The organism is Paracidovorax konjaci, from assembly GCF_900112675.1.
Classification (GTDB): Bacteria; Pseudomonadota; Gammaproteobacteria; order Burkholderiales; family Burkholderiaceae_C; genus Paracidovorax; species Paracidovorax konjaci.
The window spans coordinates 18,596-44,741 of sequence record NZ_FOMQ01000009.1 but is presented as its reverse complement, the minus strand read 5'-3'; the positions used below and the strand labels follow the sequence as shown (position 1 = coordinate 44,741).

General features: G+C 71.8%; 18 protein-coding genes. 6 read left to right on the top strand and 12 right to left on the bottom strand.

The features are described from left to right. Positions 1 to 56: 56 nt before the first annotated feature. The 4 genes from BM144_RS14370 to msrA form a co-directional block, all read right to left on the bottom strand. Positions 57 to 1,331, bottom strand: a complete 1,275-nt coding sequence (locus BM144_RS14370; protein WP_092953450.1) for an FtsX-like permease family protein — start codon at positions 1,329 to 1,331, stop codon at positions 57 to 59. Next, complete coding sequence (locus BM144_RS14365) at positions 1,328 to 2,032, bottom strand: ABC transporter ATP-binding protein (RefSeq protein WP_092953696.1); 705 nt, start codon at positions 2,030 to 2,032, stop codon at positions 1,328 to 1,330. The genes BM144_RS14370 and BM144_RS14365 overlap by 4 nt, the downstream gene beginning before the upstream one ends. Continuing rightward, a complete protein-coding gene (locus tag BM144_RS14360; protein WP_092953448.1) occupies positions 2,029 to 2,538 on the bottom strand; it encodes a Fur family transcriptional regulator in 510 nt (169 codons plus the stop codon). The genes BM144_RS14365 and BM144_RS14360 overlap by 4 nt, the downstream gene beginning before the upstream one ends. A 152-nt stretch (positions 2,539 to 2,690) precedes the next feature. Then, positions 2,691 to 3,230: a peptide-methionine (S)-S-oxide reductase MsrA gene (msrA, locus tag BM144_RS14355; protein ID WP_092953446.1), complete on the bottom strand. Its 540-nt coding sequence runs from the start codon at positions 3,228 to 3,230 to the stop codon at positions 2,691 to 2,693. A 130-nt stretch (positions 3,231 to 3,360) separates the two neighbouring features. On the opposite strand from msrA, the gene BM144_RS14350 reads away from it, so the two are divergent. From BM144_RS14350 to BM144_RS14335, 4 genes are all read left to right on the top strand, one after another. Then, entirely contained in the window at positions 3,361 to 4,077 is a 717-nt protein-coding gene (locus BM144_RS14350; protein ID WP_092953444.1) for a TetR/AcrR family transcriptional regulator, read from the top strand. A 42-nt stretch (positions 4,078 to 4,119) separates the two neighbouring features. Further along, entirely contained in the window at positions 4,120 to 4,830 is a 711-nt protein-coding gene (locus BM144_RS14345; protein WP_092953442.1) for a protein-L-isoaspartate O-methyltransferase family protein, read from the top strand. A 64-nt stretch (positions 4,831 to 4,894) separates the two neighbouring features. Next, on the top strand, positions 4,895 to 5,245 hold the full coding sequence (locus BM144_RS14340) for a rhodanese-like domain-containing protein (RefSeq protein ID WP_092953440.1): 351 nt from the start codon (positions 4,895 to 4,897) through the stop codon (positions 5,243 to 5,245). A gap of 135 nt (positions 5,246 to 5,380) precedes the next feature. Next, positions 5,381 to 6,784, top strand: a complete 1,404-nt coding sequence (locus BM144_RS14335; RefSeq protein ID WP_092953438.1) for a TolC family outer membrane protein — start codon at positions 5,381 to 5,383, stop codon at positions 6,782 to 6,784. A 111-nt stretch (positions 6,785 to 6,895) separates the two neighbouring features. Here BM144_RS14335 and BM144_RS14330 read toward each other — a convergent pair whose 3' ends face one another. The 5 genes from BM144_RS14330 to BM144_RS14315 all read right to left on the bottom strand — a co-directional run bounded on the left by BM144_RS14330 (position 6,896) and on the right by BM144_RS14315 (position 15,178). Next, positions 6,896 to 9,061, bottom strand: coding sequence for a LamG-like jellyroll fold domain-containing protein (locus BM144_RS14330; RefSeq protein ID WP_175526031.1), 2,166 nt, complete (start codon positions 9,059 to 9,061; stop codon positions 6,896 to 6,898). Between the two features lie 53 nt (positions 9,062 to 9,114). Continuing rightward, complete coding sequence (locus BM144_RS23155) at positions 9,115 to 9,354, bottom strand: hypothetical protein (RefSeq protein WP_175526030.1); 240 nt, start codon at positions 9,352 to 9,354, stop codon at positions 9,115 to 9,117. Between the two features lie 17 nt (positions 9,355 to 9,371). Beyond that, complete coding sequence (locus BM144_RS14325; protein WP_175526029.1) at positions 9,372 to 10,364, bottom strand: serine/threonine protein kinase; 993 nt, start codon at positions 10,362 to 10,364, stop codon at positions 9,372 to 9,374. Between the two features lie 417 nt (positions 10,365 to 10,781). After that, positions 10,782 to 13,475: a bifunctional acetate--CoA ligase family protein/GNAT family N-acetyltransferase gene (locus BM144_RS14320; protein WP_092953432.1), complete on the bottom strand. Its 2,694-nt coding sequence runs from the start codon at positions 13,473 to 13,475 to the stop codon at positions 10,782 to 10,784. A 113-nt stretch (positions 13,476 to 13,588) separates the two neighbouring features. Next, entirely contained in the window at positions 13,589 to 15,178 is a 1,590-nt protein-coding gene (locus BM144_RS14315) for a methyl-accepting chemotaxis protein (protein ID WP_092953430.1), read from the bottom strand. A 210-nt stretch (positions 15,179 to 15,388) separates the two neighbouring features. On the opposite strand from BM144_RS14315, the gene BM144_RS14310 reads away from it, so the two are divergent. Beyond that, complete coding sequence (locus BM144_RS14310) at positions 15,389 to 19,585, top strand: LysM peptidoglycan-binding domain-containing protein (RefSeq protein WP_092953428.1); 4,197 nt, start codon at positions 15,389 to 15,391, stop codon at positions 19,583 to 19,585. A gap of 15 nt (positions 19,586 to 19,600) precedes the next feature. On the opposite strand, the gene BM144_RS14305 is transcribed toward BM144_RS14310, so the two are convergent. The 3 genes from BM144_RS14305 to BM144_RS14295 are packed head-to-tail and all read right to left on the bottom strand — an operon-like array spanning position 19,601 to position 23,114. Continuing rightward, on the bottom strand, positions 19,601 to 20,929 hold the full coding sequence (locus BM144_RS14305) for a 3-deoxy-D-manno-octulosonic acid transferase (protein WP_175526039.1): 1,329 nt from the start codon (positions 20,927 to 20,929) through the stop codon (positions 19,601 to 19,603). A 32-nt stretch (positions 20,930 to 20,961) separates the two neighbouring features. Further along, entirely contained in the window at positions 20,962 to 21,714 is a 753-nt protein-coding gene (locus BM144_RS14300) for a carbon-nitrogen hydrolase family protein (protein WP_092953424.1), read from the bottom strand. An 11-nt stretch (positions 21,715 to 21,725) separates the two neighbouring features. Continuing rightward, positions 21,726 to 23,114: a phosphomannomutase/phosphoglucomutase gene (locus BM144_RS14295; RefSeq protein ID WP_092953422.1), complete on the bottom strand. Its 1,389-nt coding sequence runs from the start codon at positions 23,112 to 23,114 to the stop codon at positions 21,726 to 21,728. Positions 23,115 to 24,479: 1,365 nt separating this feature from the next. On the opposite strand from BM144_RS14295, the gene BM144_RS14290 reads away from it, so the two are divergent. After that, positions 24,480 to 26,111 carry a DNA-3-methyladenine glycosylase 2 family protein gene (locus tag BM144_RS14290; RefSeq protein WP_434802669.1) on the top strand — a complete coding sequence of 544 codons (1,632 nt, stop codon included), beginning with the start codon at positions 24,480 to 24,482 and terminating at the stop codon, positions 26,109 to 26,111. Positions 26,112 to 26,146 lie beyond the last annotated feature (35 nt).

Sequence of the window (26,146 nt, the reverse complement as noted above, 5' to 3'; positions counted from 1 at the left end):
TCAGGCGGGACCGGCCCCGGGGCGGACGGCAGGCCGGTGCGGGGACAGGCGCGCCATCATGGGCGCCCCAGCAGTTCGGCCACGTCCACGCGGTAGGCCTGCACGGCGGGCGGCAGCGCGGCCAGCACCGCCAGGGCCACGGCCAGGCCGGGAACGGCCCACTCGCCGGGCAGCCACACCGCTCCGGTGACCGGCATCGCGTTCTGCGCCGCCAGCAACTGGCCGACCACGCCCGCCAGCAGATGGCCCAGCCCCAGGCCCAGCACCGAGGCCAGCACCGCCAGCCAGAGCGCCTCGCACAGCAGCAGCCCGCCCACGCGCGCGGGCGGCGCACCCAGCATGCGCAGCATGGCCAGATCGGCCCGGCGCTCGCGCACGGCATTCCAGAGCGCGATGAACACGCTGAGCGCGGCCACGCCCAGCAGCACGGCGCCGAACGCACGCAGCACATCGGCGCCCACGCCCAGCAGGCGCAGCAGCCGCGTGACCTCCACGGCCGGCGCGGCGGCCTGCATGGGAGTGGCGGTGTTGATGTAGCGCGGCAAGGTCACGGCCGCCAGCGGGCTGCGGTAGCGCACCAGCGCCAGTGTCACCTCGCGCTCCTGCCGCAGCACTTCCAGGTCTTCGGGATCGTCGGCCTGGGCGGTCTCGTGGACCTGCCACACCGACTCGGTCGAGGTCAGCACCAGCCGGTCAAGCACGCAGCCGCAGGCCTGCAGCACTCCCACCACGCCGTAGGGATGGCCGCCGTGCGCCTCGCCGCCGGGCGCCAGCCCGTGCGTGCCGACGAAGCTGCGCCCCAGCAGGCCGGCCGGCCCGCCCACCGCCATGCCGCTGCCCTGCGGGCCCTGCGCGGCCCGCTCCATGGCCTGCGCCACCGTGGCGCCGAGCACGGCCTCCATCGGCTGGCGCCACAGGCGCCCCGCGGCGAGCTGCGCCTGGTAGTGCGCGGGGTAGTCGGCCGTGGTGCCCACGATGCGGTAGCCGGCGAAGCTGTCGCCCAGGCTGAGCGGGATCGCCTGCGCCACGAGGGGGTGGCGCTGCAGGGCCTCGAAATCCTCCAGCGCGATGTTGCCGGGCGGCACATCGATGTGGAAGACGCCGGCCAGGATCAACTGCAGCGGGCTGCCCTTCGCGCCCACCACGAGGTCGATGCCCCGCACGTCGCGGTCGAAGCCCTCGTCCACCTGCGTGCCCACCAGCGTCACCAGAGCCACGGCCGCCAGCCCGAGCGAGAGCAGCAGCAAATTCAGCGCCGCGGGCAACGGGCGCGACCAGAGGTAGCGCCAGGACAGGCGGAGCAAGCCCCAGACGTTCGCTATATTTTTCATAGCAAACTATTCAATGGATCCGGCGGCATGGAGCCTGAAAGACCCAAATCCAGATCCAGATCCATCCGCCCCGGGTGGGCCGCCAGCGCGTCGGCGGCCCGCCGGTCGTGCGTGGCGACCACCAGCGTGGCCTGCCCCTCGGCGGCGCAGGCGGTGAGCAGCTCCAGCGCTGCCCGGGCGGCGTCGTCGTCCAGGCTGGCGGTGGGCTCGTCCGCCAGCAGTACGCGCGGCGACAGCAGCACGGCGCGCGCCAGCGCCACGCGCTGGGCCTGCCCGCCGGAGAGCTGGTTCGGCCGGCGTGCGGCCAGGGCGGCAATGCCCAGGCGGCCGAGCGCCGCATCGATCGCGCGGTCGTCGCGCGGCAGGCCGGCGGCAAAGAAGGGCAGCGCGAGGTTCTCCGCCACGGAGAGCGCCGGGGACAGGTGCAGTGCCTGCGGCAGGAAACCGAGGGTGCGCGCCCGCCAGGCGTCGCGCCGGGCGCCTGCCAGGCGGCCGGTACCCGTGAGCGGCTGCCCGGCCACTTCGAGAACGCCGCCTGCCGCGGTGCGCAGCCCCGCCGCCAGCGCCAGCCAGGTCGATTTGCCCGCGCCGGACCGGCCGCGCAGCAGCAGGCAGCCGCCCTGGGGCAGATCCACATCGGGAAAGCGCAGCGGAGCGCCGCCGCCAGCGTAGGCGTACGCCAGCGCATGCGAACGGATCACCGGGGCGCCTCCGGCGGCGTGCACTGGGCGCAGCGCCCGCGCACCGCGACGTCGGCGGTCTCCGGTGCATGGCCCGCCTCCGCCAGCGCCTGCAGCACGCGCCGCAGCGCGGCACGCAGCGGAGCCGTGGCTTCGGAAATGCGGAACTGGCGGTGGCAATCCGCGCATTCGAAACGCGCTGCCCAGCGGTCGGGCGCGCCGCCCGCCAGCGAGTAGCGGGTCACGCGCTGGCCGTCCACATGCCGCTCCAGCAGGCCGGCCACGGCCAGCCGATCGAGCAGGCGGTACACCGTGACGCGGTTCACCGGCACGCCGCGGCGCTCCATCGCGGCCACCACCTCGGTGCCCGAGCGCGCCGCCGCGGGGTCCGCTTCCATGAGGGCCAGCACGGCGCGCGTGGCGCGCGTGGACCGCAGGCCCGCGGGCAAGGCCCGCGCAGGAGGGGCCGGCACGCCAGGCGACTGAGCGGTGGAAGCAGAACGGGAGGAAGCGTCGGAAGACGGCATGGCGGGGATGCGCGCCGCCGCTGCCCCGCCCACTGAAGGCGGCGCCCGCCAAGGGGCGCGACGGGGTGCGGCTCGCGCTGGTTAATGCAATCGGGTTGCATTATGCACCGGGGCCTGCCGGCCCGGTCGCCCGGCGCGCCTGCCGCCGGAGGTCAATCGGGCTTGAGGTGCCGGGCGAAGGTCTTGCGGAATTTCTCGACCTTCGGGCCGACCACGAAAGCGCAGTAGCCCTGGTTGGGGTGCTGCAGGAAATAGTCCTGGTGGTAGGCCTCGGCAGGCCAGTACTGGGCCAGCGGCTCTACCTCGGTCACGATGGGCGCACCGAACAGGCGGTCCTGCGACATCTGCCGGACCATCGCCTCGGCCTGCTCCTGCTGCGCGGGCGTGCTGGTGTAGATGCCGCTGCGGTACTGCGTGCCCACGTCGTTGCCCTGGCGGTTGAGCGTGGTCGGATCGTGCGTGGCGAAGAAGATCTCCAGGATCTCGGCCAACCCGATCACGCCGGGATCGAAGGTGAGGCGGACCACCTCCGCATGGCCCGTCGTGCCGTCGCAGACCTGCTCGTAGGTCGGGTGCGCCACGTGGCCGTTGGCATAGCCGCTCTCCACGTCGGTGACACCGCGCACGCGGTCGAACACCGCCTCGGTGCACCAGAAGCAGCCACCGCCCAGGGTGATGGTTTCAGAACCCATGGAAAAACCTCGCTCGAAAGAAAACGATACGGTAAGGGCCCCACGCCGTGCCGGCTGTGGGAATTGTCCGAGCCGGCGCGTTGACGCGGCCGCACGCGATTGCTACATTACTAACCAGTCAGTCATTAATATGCCTTCGAAAGCCCCCTCCCCCTCTTCTTCGCCCGCGGCGCCGAAAAGCGCCCGCCGCAAGGACGCGCGTCCCGGCGAACTCATCGAGGCGGCGCTCGACCTGTTCGTCGAGAAGGGGTATGCCGCCACCAAGGTGGATGAGGTGGCGGCACGGGCCGGGGTTTCCAAGGGCACGCTGTTTTTGTATTTCCCCAGCAAGGAAGACCTCTTCAAGGAAGTGGTGCGCCACAACATCGGCCGCCACTTCGCCGACTGGGACCTCGAGATCGAGCAGTTCCCCTACAGCACGAGCGACCTGCTGCGCCATGCCTACCAGCTGTGGTGGGAGAACATCGGCGCCACCAAGGCCTCGGGTATCTCCAAGCTCATCCTGAGCGAGGCGCACAACTTTCCCGACATCGCGGCGTTCTACCGCGTCGAGGTGGTCGAGCCCAGCCACCGGCTCATCCGCCGCATCCTGCAGCGCGGCATCGACCGGGGCGAGTTCCGCGTGCAGGACGTGGATTGCGCGGTCTATGTCGTCATCGCGCCGCTGGTGTTCATGATGATGTGGCGGCATTCCGGCCCCTGCATGCCCGATGCCCTGGAAATGGCGCCGCAGCGCTTCATCGATGCGCAGGTGGACAACCTGCTGGCGGGCCTGTGCGTGCGGCCGGGCGATACCCCGGATGCCGCGGCCGCCCCGCAGGCGCAGCCCGCCCGGCGCGCCGCCTAAAATCGCCGGTTTGTCCTGACCCGTGCACCGGAGAAATCCCCCATGACCCTTCCCCTCAACACGACCGCCGACGCGAGCGATCCCATCACGCTGGCCCGCTACAACATGGTCGAGCAGCAGATCCGCCCCTGGAACGTGCTCGACACCGACGTGCTCGACCTGCTGTCCGCCGTGCGCCGCGAGGATTTCGTGCCCCCGGCCTACCGCGGCATGGCGTTCATGGACATGGAGATCCCGCTCAACCCCGCCACCGAGGAGGCGATGCGCCTGGGCCAGTGCATGCTCGCGCCCCGCGTGGAAGCGCGCCTGCTGCAGGACCTGCAGGTGCGCCCCACCGACCGTGTGCTGGAGATCGGCGCCGGCTCCGGCTACATGGCCGCGCTGCTGGCCCGCCGCGCGGAGCATGTGGTGACCTTGGAGATCGTGCCCGACCTCGTCGAATTCGCCCGCGAGAACCTGCTCAGCGCCGGCATCGAGAACGCCGTGGTGCGGCAGGCCGACGGCGCGCGCGACGCGGTGCCGGACGGCCCGTTCGACGTCATCGTGCTAAGCGGCTCGGTGCATGAAGTGCCGCAGCACCTGCTGGCGCTGCTGCGCGAAGGCGGCCGCCTGGCGGCGATCACGGGCGACGAGCCGGTCATGCGCGCCACCTTCGTGCGCCGCACGGGCGACCGTTTCGCCACCACCTACCCGTGGGACACCAACACCGCGCGCTTGCAGGGCTTCCCCGAGCGCTCGCGCTTCACGTTCTGACCGGCACTCACGCGCCACCCACGAACCTGCGCCCTTTCCACCCTCCGGAACCAGGACCCTTTCCATGATCGACCACGTGCGTCCCGCCCAGCTTGACGAATGGTTCACCGCCGACGCCGGCGGTGCCCGCCCCCTGGTGCTGGACGTGCGCGAGCCCTGGGAGCTGCAGACCGCCAGCATCCGCCCCGCGCCGGGCGGCGGCTTCGACGTCGCGGCCATTCCCATGGGCGAGATTCCGGCCCGGCTGGCCGAACTCGATACCGACCGCCCCATCGCCTGCCTGTGCCACCACGGCGTGCGCAGCCTGCGCGTGGCGGCCTTCCTCGATCAGCAGGGCTTCCAGCGGCTGGCCAACATTTCCGGCGGCATCGATGCCTGGTCGCAAGAGCGCGACGCCGGAGTGGCCCGCTACTGACACCGGCTCCACCGGCAACGCATGCCTGACCAACCCGGCGCCCTGGGGCGCCGGGCAGGCCCCTGCTGCGCCCGGCGCCGGGGAATCCGGTTCCCTGGTTTGGTTTATCTGCCTGGAAAGAAACGCTTGTTCGCCATGAATCTCCGCCGCACGCTTCCTCCCTCCCCGCTGCCCCGGCACCTGCCGCCACGCCTGCCGCATGCGCTGCCGCGTGCCCTGCTGAGCGCCCTCGCCTTCGCCGCCCTGGCGCACGCCCTGCCCGCCTCCGCGCAGAGCCTCTCGGCCCTGGTCGATATCGCCCAGGGCTACGACGCTCCGCTGCAGGCCGCCCTCGCCGAGGCCAATGCGTCGGTGAGCCGCGCCGAGCAGGCCCGCGCCGGGCTGCTGCCGAGCGCAGGCCTGTCGGCCGGCACGTCGTATGCGCAGACCCATGTGAACCGCCCGCCGATCGACCTTGGCGCGCCGCAGCAATCGGCGGGCCTCACCGCATCGCAGCCGCTCTACCGGCCCGCCAACCGCATCGGTTTCGAGCAGGGCCAGCGCGGCATCGACATCGCGCAGGCACGGCTCGAAGCCACGCGCCAGGACCTGATCGTGCGGGTGGCGCAGGCCTACTTCGACGTGCTGGCGGCGCGCGACACGCTTACGCTCGTGCGGGCCCAGAAGACGGCCGTCTCGGAGCAGCTCGCCTCGGCACAGCGCAACTTCGAGGTGGGCAATGCCACCGTCACCGATTCGCGCGAGGCGCAGTCGCGCTTCGACCTCGTGGTGGCGCAGGAGATCACCGCCGACAACGACCTGCGTGTGAAGCAGCTCGCGCTGGAGCAGCTCGTGGGCCGCGCGGGCGTGTCCCCGCAACCGCTGGCGCTGCCCGTGCAGTTGCCGCCCCTGGCGCCCGCCGACGTGGATGCCTGGGTCCGCACCGCCGAAGAACTGCAGCCCCAGGTCCGCCAGGCCCAGGTGGCCCTCGACGTGGCGCGGCTTGAAACCCGCAAGGCCGAGACCGGCCACCTGCCCACCGTGGACCTGCAGGCCGGCTACACCGTGGCCCGCAATCCCAACGGCACCGTGACGGCGCCGCAGATCTCTTCGCGCACGCGCAATGCCACGGTCGGCGTGCAGCTCACCCTGCCGCTGTTCGCGGGCTTCGCAGTGCAGAACCGCATCCAGGAAACGCTGTCGCTGGAGGACAAGGCCCGCGCCGACCTCGACAACGCGCGCCGCTCGGTGGCGCAGTCCGCGCGCACTGCGTTCTTCGGCGTGCAGTCCGGCCAGAGCCAAGTGCGCGCGCTGGAGGCGGCCGAGGCATCGAGCCAGAGCGCGCTCGAAGCCAACCAGCTCGGCTACCAGGTGGGGGTGCGCGTGAACATCGACGTGCTCAACGCGCAGAGCCAGCTCTTCCAGACCAAGCGCGATCTGGCGCAGGCCCGCTACAACGTGCTGCTGGGGACGCTGCGGCTGCGGCAGGCGGCCGGCACGCTGTCACAGGAGGATCTGCTGCCGGTCGATGGCCTCCTGGATGGGAAAAAGAACCCCTGAAAACGTGTTCAATGTCTTTTGGCACAGCGTTTGCCGGCATGGCCTGTTCCGCGGTCATCGGGCAAACGGCGCGGCGCATGAATCACAGATGCGGTTCAGGCCACGCAGCGGTCAGCCCGCGGCGAGGGCGGCAATCTCGCTGGCGGACAAAGCCTTGCGGTAGATGCGGAAATCATCCAGCAGGCCATTGAAATAGTTCTCTGAAAACGATAACGACCGCCCCAGCAGATTCTTGTCCGTCACGCCGAGGTGGAAAGGGTGGAAGCGCGAGGCCGTTGTGCCTGCAGGCACGCCATCGATGTAGAGCGTGAGTACATCGGCGGCGAAGGTGATCGCAACGTGTTTCCAGGCATTCATGGCCAGCGTTGATCCCATCGCGATCCGGTCCGCGCCATCGATGGCATTGAGCGTCATCACGAAGCGGGCCTGGTTACCCGCACTTGAGTTGAAGTTCGGCGTGAAAGCCATGTACTGGGCTCCGCGCCCGAAATAGAACACCGACTGCCGCTGGCTCCCCCCACGCCAATAGACCCACACCGCGAGCGTGCAATCCCCCAAGTCGCGCAGCAGGCCATCGGGCAGCGCAACGTAGCTGGAACTCCCGTCGAACGACACGGCGCTGCCTCCTCGACGACCCCCCCTCCACGTGGCATTGACCAGTTGCCCGGCACTGGAGTTACCGCTGCGGTCTGCGGCATTGCTGCCTGTGCCCTCGTCGAACGGCAAATGGAGCCACAGTGATCCCGAGGTGATGGCCCGCACCTCGCTGGAAGCCGCCGTGTCCCCCGTGGGCGTGGTCGCCGTGACGGCGTAGAAGTAAGTGCCGGATGGCGCGGTCGCATCGGTGTAGGTCGGCAGACTACCGCTGTCGATGGTCGCTATGACCGTATAGCCCGTTTCCTGCTCCATGCGGCGCTGCACGTTGTAGCGGGTCGCTCGGGCGCAGCCCCACCACGACAGGATGACGTTGCCGCCCACCACATGCACCGTCAGTCCGCTGGGAGGCACGTCTGCCGGATACGCGTCGCGCGCGTAGGTCAGCGTGCCGAAGCCCGGCAGATCGTTGTCTGCCCCAGTCTCGACACGCGCATCTGCGAAGGCCTTGCAATTCGGCGCCGCCAGGCCCTTTCGGTTCACGTAGTGGTGGTAGAGGATCGACCATTCGTTGCGCACGGATGGCTGCGCCGCTGTGGAGAAGACCGTCTGCTCCACCTGCTGGTTTTTGTAGCGGGTGAAAGGCATGTCCGGATAGCCTGCGGTTCCGGTGACCTGGCGATTGCCCATGGCGACATACTCGGCGCCGGCCAGAACGCGGTTGTTGTCATAGCCATAGAGATCGATGCCCTGGTTCCAGGCCATCTCGCAGATGACGCCCATGAGTCCGACGCTGAGCGTGTTGTGCCCCTGGTCCCGGCCAGACTCCTGTGTTTGCCCCAGGCGCCCGGGATGCACCACGAAGACCGCCTGCCGGATCCCCCCGTTGCCCGCGCCAGTGCGGAAATACTCCACGGCCCTATTGAACATGCCGGCGTCGTCGCACAGCACGCCGATCGCCATCAGCGAGGCGATACTGGCCAGTTGCCAACTGGAATACACGGTATAGGGCACCAGGGAGGTGTAGAGGCCCTCGACCGAGATCGGGGCGAAGATGCCAGACATCATCTTCTGGAATCTCGCCCAATCACTCGCTTGCAGGCCCGCATAGGTACGCATGATCTCGCCCACGTTGGCGAACTGGTAGGCATTGAGCGCCAACAGCGCGGCGTCGTTATTGCCGTTGACCGTGGTCAGGGTGGATGACCAGGTGTTCATGTACTCCACGGCCTTGTCGGCATATCGGGTCTCGCCCGCGACCTTCCAATACAGCGCGCATGCTTGGGCCCGCGAGATGTCCGTGGCCAGGCGGCCGAAGTTGCTGCCGGACGAAGACGAACGCGTGATGATGGCGGTGGCGTTGCTGGCCCAGCCCGGCATGCCGGACAGGGCGGCACGCACCTGCGCCAAGCCATCGGCCCATGGGGCAGCGCCGGAGGCCGCCTTGTCGGCCATGCGGGCGAAATCATCCGCCGTGTTCAGCAGTCCGGGGTGGACGAATGCCGACACCGACTCGGCCCGGGAGGCGATCGGTGCTCCATCCGTTGCCGCACGCTCTGCGGAATCGGTCAGGGGCTGGACGGCCGCAGTCCCTCCCCCGCAAGCCGAGAGACCCCAGGCGCACATGGCATAGAACAGGTGCTGGCGGCGCTGCGCGGAGAAATGTCCGATTGGAGTGTTCATGCCGGATATCCAGTGGTGAAGGAAGACGGAAGACGAGGCCGATAGAAGCCGTCTCAGGACGAGCGGCTCAATCGCTCCAGGATCGCGTGGGCTTGGTCTCGGGAAGGCAATGCACCGAAAAATGGATCCCCGAGCAATGCTTCGGCGCTGGCGCGCTCGTCGGGCTCTTTTTTGATCATGCGGCTGATCAACCGGACGATTTCCGACTTGCATTGCGCGGGCAGGTTCTTCAGCGGCGCCATGAAGGGGAATGTCTCCACCGCCGTCTTGTCATGGAGTCCGATGAAGCCCATGTCGCGGTCCGGGGGTTTCAGGAAATGCACGAGCAGTTGGGCCGTGCTGTACACATCTCTTTTGTGGTCCGCCACGAAACGTGGATCGATGTAGCCCGGGGTGCCCATGCTGCCGGGCTCCCCCTCCTCGCCCCCTTGCCCATGTCGATGAGCCGGAACATCTTCTGGTTTCTGTCGTAGATGATGTTGTTGTGCGAAATGTCCTGATGCACGATCCCCTCGTCCGCGAAACGGGAAGCTCCGATGAGGACGTCGGCGAGCATGACCCGCCCCAGGGCCAGATAGTCCTCTGGGCTGACGTCCCCGACCTCCAGGGCCCGACGGGATTGCCTGATCACCTCGAAAACCGTCGGCCCCTCGATCTTTTCCGAGAGGATCCCGAACTGATCGTCGATCTGGACCAGTCCATGAACCCGCATGACCTGCGAGGTATCCTTCAGCGAAGCGGCCATTTGGTATTCCTTGCGGATCCTGGATTTTTGCCCCTCGATGGCCTCCTCGGGGCTGCAGTCATCCTTGCGGTACAGGTCGTCCGGAATGAGCCGGCGCGGGTCGATGCACAGCATCGCCTTGAACACGAAGTCCCGCCCGAAGTTCTTGCCGTCGCTGACGAAGTCCTTGGACAGCCTGACGGCGTAGGCCGTTCCAGAGACGCCTGCGCCGAGTTTCCTCATGCCCTGCGGCTGGCTGGACACCCCTCCCAACGGGCGCTCCAACGCCAAGGCCCTGAACCCTTCACCGACCTCCGTGGAGCCAGGCCTCAGGGCCGCCAGCTTTTCGAGCAGGTCGCTCCGCGTGATTTTCTGGCTGATCACTTTCACAAAGCCGGGACTGAGCACCATGTCGGAGGCGGCCGAGCGCATCTCGCACTTGCGCCGCCTCTCCCGTCCCAGGGTGCTCAATGCATTCCAGGACTCCGAGGTCCCGTCGAAGGGCTCTGGCGTACCAGGGTCGAGGAGGGGCGCAAGCGTGGACACCGGACTGCCGTACGAGGGGCTTGCCTGCTTCATCACGCCACGCCGGAGCGTCGCAGCAGAGGTGACGTCCGTCAGCGACCGGGGACTGAAGGAGGTCGTGACCGAACTCTCTCCGAGGGACGGAAACCGGGCATTGAACCTCAGGCCCTCGCCAATTCCCGTCCTGAGTTGGAAGCTTCTTCTCTTGAGCAACGTCGGCGGGGACGCGGCAGGGGGCCCGGATGCGCCGGAATCACTGCGGCGCGGCCTTTCCTCGCTAGCGGCCGAGGGTTGTTCTCCAACGCTTCGCATCGGGCTGCCTGACACGGGAGGGGAAATCTTCATAAATGGCACTTGCGGGGCGGGGTCAATGCACAGGCCCACACTAAATCGTGGAGACGGAAAGCCCTTGCAGCGCCATGCGAAGCGAATGCATGAATGCCGAACCTCCCCGCGCCGCGCGGTTTGCGATCAGAGCTGGTGCGCCACCAGCTTGAAGTCCGGATCGTCCGGATAGGCCCGCACCTCGAATCCCAGGCGCCGCATGAGCTTGAGCATGCTCGGGTTCTGCGCCAGCACCAGGCCCTGGATCTCCGTCAGGCCCTTGTCGCGCGCGGCTTCCATGATGCTGAGCATGAGGCGCGAGCCCAGCCCGCGGCCGTTGAAATCGTCGGCCACCACCAGCGCGAATTCGCAGCTCGTCTGGTCGGGGTTGGTCACGTAGCGCGAGACGCCCACGATGCGCTCGGTGTTGCGGATCTCGCCGTCCTCGCCGGCGCTGCGCTCGCGGTGCACGGCGACCAGCGCCATCTCCCGGTCGTAGTCGATGAGCGTGAAACGCGCGAGCATGGGCGCCGGCAGCTCCGCGATCTGGGAGATGTAGCGGAAGTAGCGGCTCTCGGGCGAGAGTTCCTTCACCAGCCGCTGCAGCATCTGCGCATCGTCGGGCCGCACGGGCCGCACCAGGAATTCGCCGCCGCCGCGCATGGGCCAGGTCTGCTCGTAGCGCGCGGGGTACGGCAGGATGGCCAGGTGCCCGTAGCCCTCGCTGCGGCCGCTGGCGGCCTGCGCGGTGTCGCGCACCGCGATGCGCGCGTCCACCGCCACCACGCCGCCCGCATCGACGATGAGCGGGTTGATGTCCATCTCGCGCAGTTGCGGCAGCGCGCAGACCATTTCCGAGACGCGCAGCAGCGTCTGCTCCAGCGCGTCGCGGTCCACCGCGGAGGCGCCGCGCCATTCGCCGAGGGTTTCGGCCACGCGCGATCGCTCGATGAGCCGGCGCGCGAGGAACTGGTTGAGCGGCGGCAGTTCCATGGCGCGGTCGTCGATCAGCTCGATCATCGTGCCGCCCGCGCCGAAGGTGATGACGGGCCCGAACGGGTCGTCGGTGACCAGGCCGATGCAGATCTCGCGGCCGCGCCGCGCGCGCGCCATCTTCTGCACCGTCACGCCGTTGATGCGCGCGCCGGGCTGCAGCCGCGCCACGCGCTGCACCATGTCGGTATAGGCATCTCGCGCGGCCGTGCCGCTGTGGATGTCGAGCGCCACGCCGCCCACGTCGGACTTGTGCGAGATGTCGGGCGAGTCGATCTTCAGCGCCACCGGAAAGCCCAACTGCGTGGCGATCATCATGGCCTCGTGCGCGCTGCGCGCGAGCAGCGTCTTGGTCACCGGCACCTGGAAGGCGGCCAGCAGCGTCTTCGACTCCATTTCGGTGAGCACGCTGCGCCGCTCCGCCAGCACGCTCTCGATGAGCAGCCGTGCGCCCTCGATGTCGGGCTTGGACAGCGCCGAGAGCGGCGGGGGCGTCTGCTGCAGCAGTTGCTGGTTCTGGTAGAACGAAGCGATGTTGCCGAAGGCGCCCACGGCCGCCTCGGGCGTGCGGAAGCTCGGGATGGCCGCGGCGCGCAGCACCTCGCGCGCGGGGCCCACGGTGGCGTCGCCCATCCAGCAGGCCAGCAGCGGCTTGCCCATGAGGCGCTTGGCCTCGGCCAGAGCCCGGGCGACATCCACCGCATCGGTGCCGGCCTTGGGCGAGTGGATGGCCAGCACGCCGTCGATCTGCCGGTCGCGTTCGGCCGCCTCGATGGCCGCGCGGTAATGCGCGGGCCCGGCCTCTTCCGAGAGATCGATCAGGTCGGCCAGCGAGGCGAGCGGCGGCAACTGGGGCGCGAGCGCCTGGGCCGCATCGGCCGACAGGCGCCCCATCTCCAGCAGGATCTCGTTCACCCAGTCGGCCGCCAGCACGCCCGGCCCGCCGCCGTTGGTGACCAGCGCCAGCCGCTTGCCCACGGGCCGGTAGCGCGAGGCCAGGCACTTGGCCGCCGAGAACAATTCGACGAAGGAGCGCACGCGCACCGCGCCCGCGCGGCGCAGCGCGGCATCGAACACGTCGTCGCTGCCCACGATGGTGCCGCTGTGGGTCTGCGCGGCCTCGTTGCCCGCGGGCTTGCGGCCGGCTTTCAGCACCACCACGGGCTTGGCATTGGCGGCCGAGCGCAGCGCGCTCATGAAGCGGCGCGCGCTGCCGATGCCTTCCATGTAGACCACGATGCTCTGCGTGCGCCCGTCGTTGGCCAGGAAGTCGAGCACCTGGGAGATGTCCACGTCGGTGTTCGGCCCGAGCGACACCACGGTGGAAAAGCCCACGGCGTTCTTGTGCGCCCAGTCGAGGATGGAGGCCGTGAGCGCGCCCGATTGGCACACCAGCGCGAGCGATCCTTCGCGCGCCAGCGGGCCGGCCGCGCTCGCGTTGAGTTGCAGGTGCGGCCGCTGCAGGCCCAGCGAATTGGGCCCCAGCAGGTGCATCCCTTCGCGCCGCGCGATCTTCTTGAGCCGCAGCGCGGTGTCGGCATCCAGCCCCTGCGAGAGCACCAGCGCCGCGCGGCAGCCGATGCGGCCCGCCACCTCCAGGGCCGCGGCGGTGTCCTGCGGCTGCTGCGCGATCACCGCCAGATCGGCACGCGTCTGCGCCAGGTCGGCCAGCGTGCCGCTGGTGTGGATGTCCAGGAACTGCAGCGTGCCCGTGAAGCGCTGCGCGCGCAGGGCCTCGTGCAGGGCACGCGCGGCAGGCGTGAGCGTTTCGGGGGCGTCCGCGCGGCCCGCCAGCACGGCGATGGAGCTGGGCGCGAACAACGGGGTGAGGTAGTGCTTTTCGATCATGTGGCAGGCCGCGGACGCTCGTGGCGCCCGGTGCCCCGCCATTGTGCGGCATGGGCCCCGCGGGCCGGCCTGCGCTGCGACAAGGTCTTGCGCATGCCGGGCGGCGGAATCCTTCAGGCCCCAAGCGCCACGTGGGGCGCGTGGCCGATGCGCTGGGCACCGCCGGGCAGGCGGAACACGGAGACCGCGCTCACCAGGTGCTCCGCCTGGGCCTTGAGGCTGGAGGCCGCCGCCGCGCTCTGCTCGACCAGCGCGGCGTTCTGCTGCGTGGTCTGGTCCATCTGCACCACCGCTTCGCCGACCTGCGACACACCGTCGCTCTGCTCGCGCGTCGCGATGCTGATCTCGGAGACGATGGAGGCCACCTTCTGGATGAGTTCCATCGCGGATTGCACCGCGGCGCCCGCCTGCTCGGCCTGCTGCGACCCGTCCTGCACCCGGCGGGCGCTGGTGGCGATCAGCTCCTTGATGTCCTTGGCGGCCGAAGCGCTGCGCTGGGCCAGGCTGCGCACCTCGCTCGCGACCACGGCGAACCCCCGTCCCTGTTCGCCGGCCCGCGCCGCCTCCACGGCCGCGTTGAGCGCGAGGATGTTGGTCTGGAACGCGATGCCGTCGATGAGGCCGATGATGTCCGAGATCCGCCGCGAGGCGTCGTCGATCTGGTGCATGGTGCCCACCATCGTGCCCACGGCCTCGCCGCTGCGCGCCGCGGCGGAGGCGGCGTCCTGCGCGAGCGCGCTGGCCTGGTGCGCGTTGTCGGAGTTCTGCCGCACCGTGGAGCCCAGTTGCTCCATCGACGCCGCGGTCTGCTCCAGGGCGGACGCCTGCTCTTCGGTGCGCGACGAGAGGTCGATGTTGCCCTGCTCGATTTCGGCGCTGGCCGTGGCGACGCTCTGGGCGTTGGCGCGCACCCCGCCGACCACATCGGAAAGGCTGTCGCGCATGCCGGCCAGCGCTTCCATGAGTTGCCCGGCCTCGTCGCGCCCCCGAGGGGCGATGGCCATGGTCAGATCGCCCGCGGCCACGCCCTGCGCGACGCCCACCGCTTCGCGGATCGGCCGCGTGATCAGGCCCGTGATCCACCAGGCCAGTGCCACGGCGATGAGGAAGGCCGCCGACACGAGGCCCGCGAGCGTCCAGACCGCACGGCTGTAGATGGCGCTGATGTTCTGCTGCGCGGCGTCGGCGGACTTCCGGTTGAACTCGGCCAGGACGCCCAGCGCGTTCGCCATGGCCTCGAAGCTCTGCTCCAATTCGCCGAAGAACATCCGCGTCGCGTCGGCACGCGCATCGGCCGGCAGCGCGAGCATGCGGGCCTGCGCCCCGGCATACGTTTCGCGCGCGGCGCGGTACTGCTCGAAGAGGCGCTGTTCCTCGCCGGGGGTGATGAGGGGCACGTAGGCCTTCTCGGCCTGCGCGAACTGCTCCATGCGGTGCGCCAGCTCGGCACGGCGGCGGGGCGTGGCATCGCTCGCGTCGGGCAGGAACACTTCGCTCTCGATGCGGCGCACGCGGTTGGCGGCCACGCGGGCATTGCCGATCGCCTGCACGCTCGGCAGCCAGTTGGTCGCCAGGTCGTCGGCGCCGGCCTGGATGGCGCGCATCTGGGTCCAGGCGGCGAGGCCCAGCGCCAGGGTCAGCAAGGTGGTGATGGCGAACGCGAGGGCCAGCTTGAGGCCGATGCGCAGGTGTTGGAGGTTCATGGTGCGATCTCCCGTAAAAGTTGATGGCCCATTACGGAGCCGCGAACCTGAATGGATGCTGACTCATTGATCGAGGTTGGCTATGGCGGCGCAAGAGGTTCTTTATCTTCCGCCGCATGGAACTGCCGAGCTGGCTCCCGCCGCCGCGCGCACCGGCCCATTGCAGGGCGACGTGCCTGCACTACAGTGCTGCCAGCCTCCAAGGACCGTATGCACCTCACAGACCCGTTGCCCGACATCCCCGCAGAGCCGACCGCTTCCTCCGACGAGGTCACGCGGCTCGCAGACTGGCCCTCGCTGGAGGCGCGTTACGGCCTCTCGGGCACCGCGCCGGACCTCGCGCTCCGGCTGTCGATGCAGGCCTCCCGCTACGCGGTCGCGCCCGGCGCGGCGGTGGAGCCGGCCCAGGCGGCGGCCGCGGCCGACCTGCAGGCCTACGCGCGCATCGCCGCCCAGCTCGCGCAGCCGGACCGGGCGCTCTCCCTCACGACCACGCTCGATGCCCGGTCCCTCGGCGCCGCCGCCACCCCGGCCTATCCGCTGGCCACCGCGCCCTTCGCGGCGTTCGCGCACGGCGCGCACGACTACCTCGCGGCGCGTGCGGCGATGGCCCCCGGCCGCGCCCAGGCCGGCGGCGCCACGGTCCAGCAGATGGCGCGGGACCTCGGCACCACGCCCGGCGGGCTGCTGGCCGCCAACGCGCAGCAGCGCTATGCGGATCTCTTCGGCAGCGCACCGCTGCCGGTGCCGGCGATGGTGGCGGTGGCGGGCGGAGACACACTCGCCGCCCTCGTCGCGCGCACGGCCGGCCTCACGCAGGCGGCCTTCGTGGCGTCCAACGCCGCCGTGCCGCTGCAGGCGGGCACGGAACTGGCCTCGCCGCAACGCACGGTGGTGGCGGCGACCGATGACTCGCTCGCCACGCTCGGGCAGGCCGATCGAGCGCGCACCTCCGCGGCGGCGCTCGCGCTGGCCAACGCCACCACGCCCGGCCTGTTGCGGGAAGGCGTGGCCCTGGCCTTCGGCACGGCCTCGCGCGTGCTGGCCGCGGACGACACCTTCGCGCAGGCGGCGTCGGGCCTCGGCACCACGGTGCCCCTGCTCGCCGAAGCCAACCGGCAGGTGGTGGGGCTGTTCGTGCCGGGCGCGGTGCTCGCGGTGGGCACCCTGCTGGCCGCCGAGGGCGACACGCTGCAGTCGCTCGCCGGGCATGCCGGCACGGACGCCGAGGCGCTGGCCACCCTCAATGCCGACCTTCCGGGCCTCTGGGCCGCGGGCACCACGGTGCAGGCCGGTTTTCTCGACAAGCCGGCGGCGCCGGCCGAAGGCGCCAGCCTGGCCGCGTTCGCAGCAGCGAACGGCGCCACCGCCGGGCAGATCGGCACGGCGCTGGCCAATGCCAGCACGGCCCTGGCGGAGGGGGCCACGCTCACGCTGCCGGGCACGCTCGCCCATGGCGACGCGCCCGTGCCCCGCAGCCATGTCGCCGCGGCGGACGACACCGTCGGCTCGATCGCGGAGGGCCGTACCGCCGCGCCGTCGGACATCGTCGAACTCAACGCCGATGCGCCCGGGCTCATCGCACCGGGCCAGACCGTCACCCACGCGGAGAGCGGCCGCAGCACGGTCACCGAGCCCGGCGACACCTTCCGGCAGATCGCCGGGCGCCTGGAAGAAGCCGGCGCCGCCCTCCCCCTGCCAGCGCTGGCCGCCAGCGTGGCCGGGCAGCCGGGGCTCACCGTGCCGGGCGCCGTGTGGCGCTGCCCGGCCCTGCGCGGCGATGCGGGCGGCCGCAACCCGGGGGGCACGTTCAGCGGACTGGCCGCGGCCTGCGGGGCCAGCGCGCTGGCCCTGGCGGTGGAGAACGCGGCGGTGCTCGGGGTGCTGGAGCCCGGCGTGGCGCTGCCGCTCGGCCACCCGGCGATCACGACATTGCCCCACGACACGCTGAACGGCATCGTCGGCCGCCTGGCGCTCCAGGGCACGCAGGCCACGGTGGCCGATGCCGCCGCGGCGCTGCGCGATGTGCCGCACCTGGTGGCGCCCGGCGCCTGGCTCGTGCCGGTGCCGCCGTCGGGCACTGGCGGGCCCGCGGTGGCCCTCCAGCCCGCGTTCGGGGACGTGGTCTTTCCGGTGGCGGTGGGGGTGGCCATCGCGCGCAGCGGCGCACCGGCGGCGGCCGAAGCCACGCCGGTCCGGCCCGCGCCGGATGTGGGCGCTGCCCTGGAAGCGGCGCTGCCGGGCGTGCGCGTGGCCAGCGACCCGGCGGGCACGGCGGCCTCCGGCGAGGCCCCGGCGCTCTGGTGCGTCAACTTCGCGAACGGTGCCGGCCCGCGGTTCGGTGGCTTCGACACCGCGGCGGCCCGCCATTTCGCCCTCGCGCCGCTGTGCACCTCGCCGGCGGAGGGCTCCGTGGCCATCGCCGAGTACACCGGTGGCGCCGGGCTCTCGGACACGCCGCAACCGCACGCCTTCCGGGACATCGATCTGGACGCATGGCTGGACACCTTCCTGCACGCCATGGATGCATTCCCGGCACCGGCCGGCGCCGAGGCGGACCTCGCCACGCACCGCGAGGCACTGGCCACCGCGCTCGCGCAGCGCGTGCAGCCCCTCCTGACCGGCGACGGCGGTTCGCTGGAAGCGGCGCGCTGCACGGCGCGCGAGGCGCTGCGCGAACGGCTTTCAGCGGCGTCCACCGCCCAGGTCTTCGTGCAGGTCGAGGCGAAGGCGCCCGTGGCGGCGGCAGAGCACGCCGTGGCCGTGGCCGGCAACGAGGCCCCCGCGCCGCGCCTGCGCGTGGAGCTGGCGGCGCTGGAGAGCGAAGCCGGCGCCTTTGGCTTCTCGGGCACGTCGGTGGCGCTGCAGGGCCCGGGTGCGCAGGCGACTTTCGCGTGCACGGTGCAGTCGCCCGGCCTGCGGCGCCTGGCCGCGCCACGCATCGCGTACACGGCCACGGGGCTGGAGCTGCCGCGGCCGCAGGGCGTGGTGCCGCTGGTCTTCTCCGAGCCGTTCACGCTCGCCGGTGCGGCCGGGGGCGAGCCGCTCGCCCTGCCGATCCCACTGCGGTCCTTGCCCGACGCCGCGTCGCTGCTGGCCCAGGAGGCCGTGCAGTCAGTACCGCAGCCGGACAGCGCGGCAGACCTGTCGGCCTGGGATTTCCACCTGGCCTTCAGGCACGGCGCCGCCGCGCAGGATGCGCCCACGCTGGTCGTCTCCTTCGCGGGCGAGCCCGCCGACCCGTGGGGTGGCACGCCGCCGGCCCCCGCGCCGGACGCGGTGTTCGCGGCGCTGGCGCAGTTCATCACCGCCTATCCGGTGCTCAAGGGTGATCTGGAACAGGCCCGGCCCCATGCGGCGCAGGCCTTCGCCCGGCTCGCGGGCAGCGTGGCCGCAGCGCTCGCCTCGGGCCCCGTGCCGCGGCAGGCGCCGGATGCCCCATCGCAGCCCGCGCCGGTGCCCGCCCCCGCGGAGCCGACAGCCATCGCCTACCGCCTGGGCCAGGAGACCGGCGCGCCCGGCCAGCCCACCCGGCTCACCGTGGAGGCCATCGATCCGGCCACCGGCCTGCCGATGGACCATGCCGCCGGGCGCTGGCCCGCGGTGTCTGCCGCGGCGGCCGCAGGTGCCGAAGCGGCGCTGCCGCAAGACACCGCCCTGTCCACGCCGACGCAGGCGGTCTACGCCTATCCGCCAGGCCTGGCCATCGGCGCGACCGCGCCCCTGCGGCTCGTCTTCCCCGGGTCCGGCGAGGCCGGCGCGATCGCCGGCGCGCCGCGGCCCGGCTGGGAGGAATCGCCATCCCCCGGCGCCGTGAAGACGGCCGTGTTCGCCGGCCTGTCGGTGCTGGCGCGGCAGAGCGCCAGGGCCGGCGTGTCGCTGGCCCGCAACCTGTCGCTCGACGCGCAGCGTGCGACGAATCCCGCCTTCATCTACCGCCGGCCGATCACCCGCTTCCCGCACGGCGCCGCGCCGTCGGTGGAGGCCGGCGCACCGATCACGATCGGCACCGCGCCCGGGCAGGGGCTGGCGCAGGCGCTCGGCACCTTCTTGCAGGCCCTGCTCGCCCTGCCGCCAGGCCACGCGCGGCAGGGCCACCCGGTGCGCATGGAGGCTTCGGTGGGTCATGTCCATTCCGTGCAAGGCGGCATGCCCGTGGAGCTGCCCGTGCTGCGGGTACCGGCGTTCGGCTACGACCCCGCGGTGGACGGCGACTGGACGGACGGGACCGCCTGGGTGGCCCGGCTGGCGGCCAGCGTCTCTGAGTGGGAGGCGCACCAGCGGCCGGTCCCCTCGCCGGAGGCGTATTACCGCCTCGCACTGACCGTCCTGGGCGACTCGGCATCGGCGCCGCCGTTGATCCAGGTGCGTGACCTGCGCTACCGTCCCGCGCCGCAGCCGGCCTAAGAACGTGTTCACGTTCTAAGGGGCGGCAGCGGCCGCCCGGCCGCGCAGCACGCCGGCCACGGCCTGGGCCGTGGCCTGTGCGGCGCCCCGGTGGGCGGCGGAGAATTCCAGCGCCCGCTGCTGCAGCGCCGATTGCCGCGGCGCATCGAGCACCAGCGCCTGGGCCGTGGCGACCGCCTGCGGCATGCCGTCCACGCGCAGGGCGGCGCCGGCCACCGCCGCGTTGTCCGCCGCTTCGGCGAAATTGAAGGTGTGCGGCCCCATCACCACCGGGCAGCCGCAGGCCGCCGCCTCGATCAGGTTCTGCCCGCCCAGCGGCGCGAAGCTGCCGCCCAGCAGCGCCGCATGCGCCAGGCCGTAATAGAGGGCCATCTCGCCCATCGAATCGCCCAGCCAGACGTCGGCCGGCGCGGGCGCGGCGCCCCACGCGCTGCGGCATGAAACGCTCAGGCCCGCGGACTCCAGCTGCGCGCGCACCTCGGCGAAGCGCTGCGGATGGCGCGGCACGATCAGCCACTGGACGGCCCGCGCACCGCCACGCTCTTTTGCTCCTTTTTTAATAGCAAACTCTTCAATGGAATCGGCGGCATCCGGCCCTTTCGGCTCCAAGGCCTGCAGCCACAGGGCTTCCTCGCCCTCGCGGCTGCTGGCCAGCAGCACCACGGGGCGCGGGCCTGCGCCGCGCCATGCGCGCCCCTGCGCCAGTTGCGCCGCATCGGGCACCACGTCGAACTTGAGGTTGCCGAACACGCCGTCCACGCGCGCACCGGCCGCGCGCAGGCGATCGGCATCGGCCGCGGTCTGCGCCCACACGGCGGCGAGCGCGCCATAGGCCGGGCGCGACAGCCACGCGAGCCGCTGCGCGCCGGCCAGCGAGCGCGCGTTGAGCCGCCCGTTGGCCAGCACCAGCGGCACGCCCCGCGCTTGGCAGCCGGCGATCAGGTTGGGCCAGATCTCGGTTTCCATGAGCACGCCGATGTCCGGCCGGAAGCGCTCCAGGAAGCGCCCCACCGCGCCGGGCGTGTCCCAGGGCTGCCAGACCTGCACGTCGCCGGGCCGCAGCAGCCTGGCCCCCTCGGCCCGGCCCGTGGCCGTGCCGTGCGTGAGCAGCAGCCGCAGGCCGGGCACGAGCGGCCGAAGGGCATGGAGCAGGATGGCGGCCGCGCGGGTCTCGCCCAGCGACACCGCATGGATCCAGACCACCGGCCCGCCGCCGCCGGGTGCCGCATCGGAGGCCGGGGGCGCGTAGTGGCCGAAGCGCTCTTCCACCGCGTGCCCGTAGCCCGGCTCGGCCACGGCGCGGCGCCGCAGCTTGCGCCGCAGCAGCGGGCGGGCGCACTGCATGAGCGCCGAATAGAGGCTGCGCGCGACGACGCTCACGGCGTGGCGGCGCGGGCGTGCGCGGTCCAGCCTTCGGCCGTGCGCTCGGCGATCAGCAGCCAGTCGCCCGTGCCCGGCACCTCGGCCAGCAGCGCGCCGCCCGGCGCCCAGAAGGCACTGCGGCCCACGCAGTCGTAGCCCCCCGTGGGCGCGCCGTGGTTGGCCAGCAGCACGGCCATGCCGCAGCGCCGCGCGTGGCCCTGCGCGCAGGCCGTGTCGTGCGCATGCCCGCCGGGCGACACCACCACGCCCGCGGCATACACGGCCGCACCGGCCCGCGCGGCGGCGTCGGCATGCGCCGCGTGGCCGATGTCGGCGCAAACCGCCATCGCCACGGGCACGCCGGTGAAATCCTGCACCTGCGCGTCCTCGGTGCCGGCCTGGGCGTGGACTTCCTCGCCCGGATGGAGGTGGCGCTTGCGGTACACGCGGGTGCCGCCGTCCGGCTGGAAGGTGATGGCACCGATGCCGGGCTTGCCGCCGACGGCCTGCGCGGGCACGGGGGCGCCCACCACCAGCGCCATGCCCAGGCGCTGCGCGGCATCGCGCAGCGGCGCGTAGAGCGCGCCCTGCGGGTCGGCGGCCCCGCGGTCCAGGGCCGGCAGGTCGTAGCCGGTGAGCGAGAGTTCGGGGAACACCAGCACCTGCACGCCGTGCAAGGCCGCGGCCTCGGCGAAGCGCAGGTGGGTGGCGATGTTGGCCGCGGCCCCGCCGGGCAGCGAGGTCGTCTGGGCTGCCGCGATGCGCATGGCGGCGGCGATCAGTGGGCGGCCGCGCCAGGGGCCGCGCCGGGCTTCACGCGGTGCAGCAGGGCCAGCATGGCGGCCTCGATGCGGTGCAGCGCTTCGGGCGTGTGGCCCTCGAAGCGCAGCACCAGCACGGGCGTGGTGTTGCTCGCGCGGATCAGGCCGAAGCCATCGGGCCAGTCCACGCGCAGCCCGTCGATGGTGCTGATGCGCGCGGGCTCGGGAAAGGACTCCTGCGCCAGCGCCTGCAGCTCGGCCGTGAGGCGGTGCGGCTCGCCTTCTTCGCAGGCCACGTTGAGTTCGGGCGTGGAATGGCTCGTCGGCAGATCGTTGAGCACCGCGCTCGGGTCGTCGTGGCGGCTCAGTATCTCCAGCAGGCGGCAGCCCGCATAGGTGCCGTCGTCGAAGCCGAACCAGCGCTCCTTGAAGAAGATGTGGCCGCTCATCTCGCCGCCCAGCGGCGAGTCGAGTTCCTTCATGCGCGCCTTGATGAGCGAATGGCCGGTCTTGTACATGACGGCCTGCCCGCCCGCCGCCTCGATGGCGGGCGCGAGGCGCTGCGTGCACTTCACGTCGAACAGGATCGCGCCGCCCGGCACGCGCGAGAGCACGTCGCGCGCGAACAGCATCATCTGGCGGTCGGGGAAGATGTTCTGGCCGTCCTTGGTGACGATGCCCAGCCGGTCGCCGTCGCCGTCGAAGGCCAGGCCCAGCTCGGCGTCGCTGTCCTGCAGCGCGCGGATCAGGTCGCGCAGGTTCTCGGGCTTGCTGGGGTCGGGGTGGTGGTTGGGGAAGTTGCCGTCCACCTGCGAGAAGAGTTCGACCACCTGGCAGCCCAGCGCGCGGAAGATCTCCGGGGCCGAGGCGCCGGCGATGCCGTTGCCGCTGTCCACGACGATCTTGATCGGCCGCTCCAGCTTCACGTCGGTGGTGATGCGCTGCACGTAGGCGGGCAGCACGTCGGCCTGGCGCACCGAGCCGCCGGGCTGCAGCTCCCAGCTCTCTTCCTCCATCGTGCGGCGCAGGCCCTGGATCTCGTCGCCGTAGATGGCGCGGCCGGCCAGCACCATCTTGAAGCCGTTGTAGTCCTTGGGGTTGTGGCTGCCGGTCACCTGGATGCCGCTCTGGCACAGCGTGTGGGCCGCGAAGTACAGCATGGGCGTGGTGACGGCGCCGACGTCAATCACCTCGATGCCCGCGTCCACGAGCCCGTCGATCAGCGCCCGGGCCAGCGCGGGGCCCGAGAGGCGGCCGTCGCGGCCCACCGCCACCGTGGTCTGGCCTTCGCGGCGGGCCGCCGTGCCGAAGGCGCGGCCCAGGGCGCGCGCGACGTCTTCGGTCAGGGTGCTCGGCACGATGCCGCGGATGTCGTAGGCCTTGAAGATGGCGGAGTGGAGCTGCACGGAAGGTTCCTTTGCTGGCGGGTGTTTTGTCGTGCGGCGGGCCGCCCGCGGAGGGCGCCGCGCCGTCTGCGCCGCGGGCCGCCGCAGGGTGCTCTGCGGCCGCGCCGTCGGCCAAGTCCGCGGGGATTGTAGGGGGCGCCCGCGAGGCGGCCCCGGCGCCGCCGCGTAGGCCGAAGCCGCGATTTCCGGCGTTCCGGGCGCCACCGGGCGGCCCGATGGGTTTGGGAGGGCGGCCCCGCGCTCGGGGCGGTGCCGGGGGGGCGAGGAGGCGGGTCTGCGGGGTGACGGGCTGGGCGGCCGTGGGGTGGAGGGTGGAGAACTTGGTGCAGAGGCGGCCTAAGTTGGCGGGGTGAGGGGTTTGGGGGTTATACCGGCGGATTCATTGGATGGTTTGCTATTTTTTTGTAGTTGATTGGTGGTTACGTTGGGCTTTGCGGCTTTGCGGCTCTGCGGCTCTGCGCTGTGGCGGAGTTTTGTTTTGGGGTTGTTTCCCGGGGCCGGGTCTCGGCCCGGCGGCCGAGGTACTTTTCTTTGCTTCGCCAAAGAAAAGTACCCAAAAGAAAGGCGACCCTGCTGGCTGCGTCCCCTTCGCTGCGCTGCGGGGCAACCTGGGGTGCTCGGTCGCGGGGTGCGCCGCGGAACTCGCTGCGCGCTGGCGCGCTCCGCTCAAACAGCCGCGGCGAGCCAGATGTTGAAGCGGGTGTGTCCTGCGGCACACCCGCCACCCCGCGCCCTGCGCGCCCCAGGCGCATCCAGAAGGGGCGTTCCGGGCCTTCGCTTCGCTCGGCCTGCCGAAGCCTTTCGGGCCATCGCGTTGCTCGGCCTGGGAGGACTGTCGCTGCGCTCGGTCCTGGCAGGGCGATACGTCCTCCTCAACGAATGGTGCGCGGTGCGCAGCACTCGCGCATCCCAGGCCGAGCGCAGCGATGGCCCGTGTGCTCCCCACCCTTCTGGATGCGCCGAGGAGCACAGGGCGCGGGGCGCGCGGGCGTGCCGAAGGACACGCACGCTTCGTGATCTGACTGGCTGCGATGTCCGAGCGCAGCGCGCCAGCGCGTAGCGAGTTTCGCAGCCGCGCCCCGTGACCGAGCACCGCAGGTTGCCCCCTTCGCCCCTCGGGCGAAGGGGGACGCAGCCAGCAGGGTCGCCTTTCTTTTGGGGCCTTTTCTTTGGCGAAGCAAAGAAAAGGTCCTCGGCCGCCGGGCCGAGACCCGGCCCCGGGAGGAAAAGCCAAAAACAACATTCATGGCAGAGCAGAGCCCGTTCCACGCCGGCCCCGCCAAGAGCCTCACCTCCCCCACCCCATGCCGGGCACAGGTCCGGAAACGGCCAGCGCCGGCCGCGCCGGTGCCTATGATGGCCTCCATGCACACGCCCCCCGCCCCACCCGACAGGCCCGCCGCCGGAGCGCAGGACGCCCCCGCCGCCGGCCCGGCGCTGGACGAGTCGCGCTACCTGGCGCTCGCGGCGCGCGACGCCCGCTTCGACGGGCGCTTCTTCACGGGCGTGACCTCCACCGGCATCTACTGCCGCCCGGTCTGCGCGGTGCGCACGCCGCGCCGCGAGAACTGCCGCTTCTTCGCGCTCGCGGCCCAGGCGGAGAGCGCGGGTTTCCGCCCCTGCCTGCGCTGCCGCCCCGAGCTGGCGCCGCGCATGCCCGCCTGGTCGGTGCAGGACGCGCAGGGCATCCTCGTGCGCGAGGCGCTGCGCCTGCTCGATGCCGAAGGCGCCGCGGACGGCAGCGCGCCCGGCGCCGGGGCCGCCGCGCCCATGCAGCGGCTCGCGGACCGCCTGGGCGTGAGCGACCGGCACCTGCGCCGGGTCTTCGAGGCGGCGCTGGGGATCTCGCCGCTGCAGTACCTGCAGACGCGCCGGCTGCTGAACGCCAAGCAGTTGCTCACCGACACGGCCCTGCCCGTCACGCAGGTCGCGCTGGTCAGCGGCTTCGGCAGCGTGCGGCGCTTCAATGCGGCCTTCGCCCAGCACTACGGCCTCAACCCCACGGCGCTGCGCCGCGCGGGCGGACAGGCCGCCGCGGGCGCGCCCGCCGCCGGGGGCACGGTGCGGCTGGCCTACCGGCCTCCGCTCGACGTGCCGGCCCTGCTGGGGTTCTTCGCGCAGCGGCAGATCCACGGCATGGAGGCGGTGGACCTCGCGGCCCGGGCCGGGCCCGAACTGCGCCGCACGGTGCGGCTGCGCGCGGCGGACGGCAGCGAGCATGCGGGCTGGATCTGCGCGCGTTTCGACGGCACGGCGGCGGCCCGGCCGCAGGTGCTGCTGCAGGTCTCCAGCAGCCTGCTGCCGCTGCTGCCCTGCGTGATCGCCCGGGTGCGCGGCCTGTTCGACCTGGATGCCGACCCTGCGGCCATCAACGCCGTGCTGCATGCAGACTTTCCGCACGGCGACGGACTGCGCGTGCCGGGCGCTTGGGACGGCTTCGAGCTGGCGGTGCGCGCCGTGCTGGGCCAGCAGATCACCGTGGCCGCCGCGCGCACGCTGGCGCAGCGGCTGGTGGAGCGCTGGGGCGAGCCCACCCAGACACCCTGGCCGGCGCTCTCCCGGCTCTTCCCCGCGCCGGGCGTGCTGGCCGCGGCCGAGGGCGAAGCGCTGGGCCAACTGGGCATCGTGCGGCAGCGGCAGGCCGCCATCGTCGCGCTGGCCCGCGCCGTGGCCGAGGGCCGGCTGGCCCTGCACGCCGCGGCCGACGTGGACGCCACCACCAGCGCCCTGCGCGCGCTGCCCGGCATCGGCGACTGGACGGCCCAGTACATCGCCATGCGCGCGCTGCGCTGGCCCGACGCCTTCCCGGCCGGCGACGTGGCGCTGCACAAGGCGCTGGGCGTGCAGGGCGCGCCCCGGCCCGCCCGCGCGGCCGAGGACGCCTCGCAGGCCTGGCGGCCCTGGCGCAGCTACGCGGTGGTGCGCGCCTGGGCCGGCGCCGGCGGGCCCGCGGCGGCATCGCCACCGCCAGCACCGCCCGGGAAACTATCAAATTGATAGCAAACTATTCAATGGATCCAACGGCATCCGGC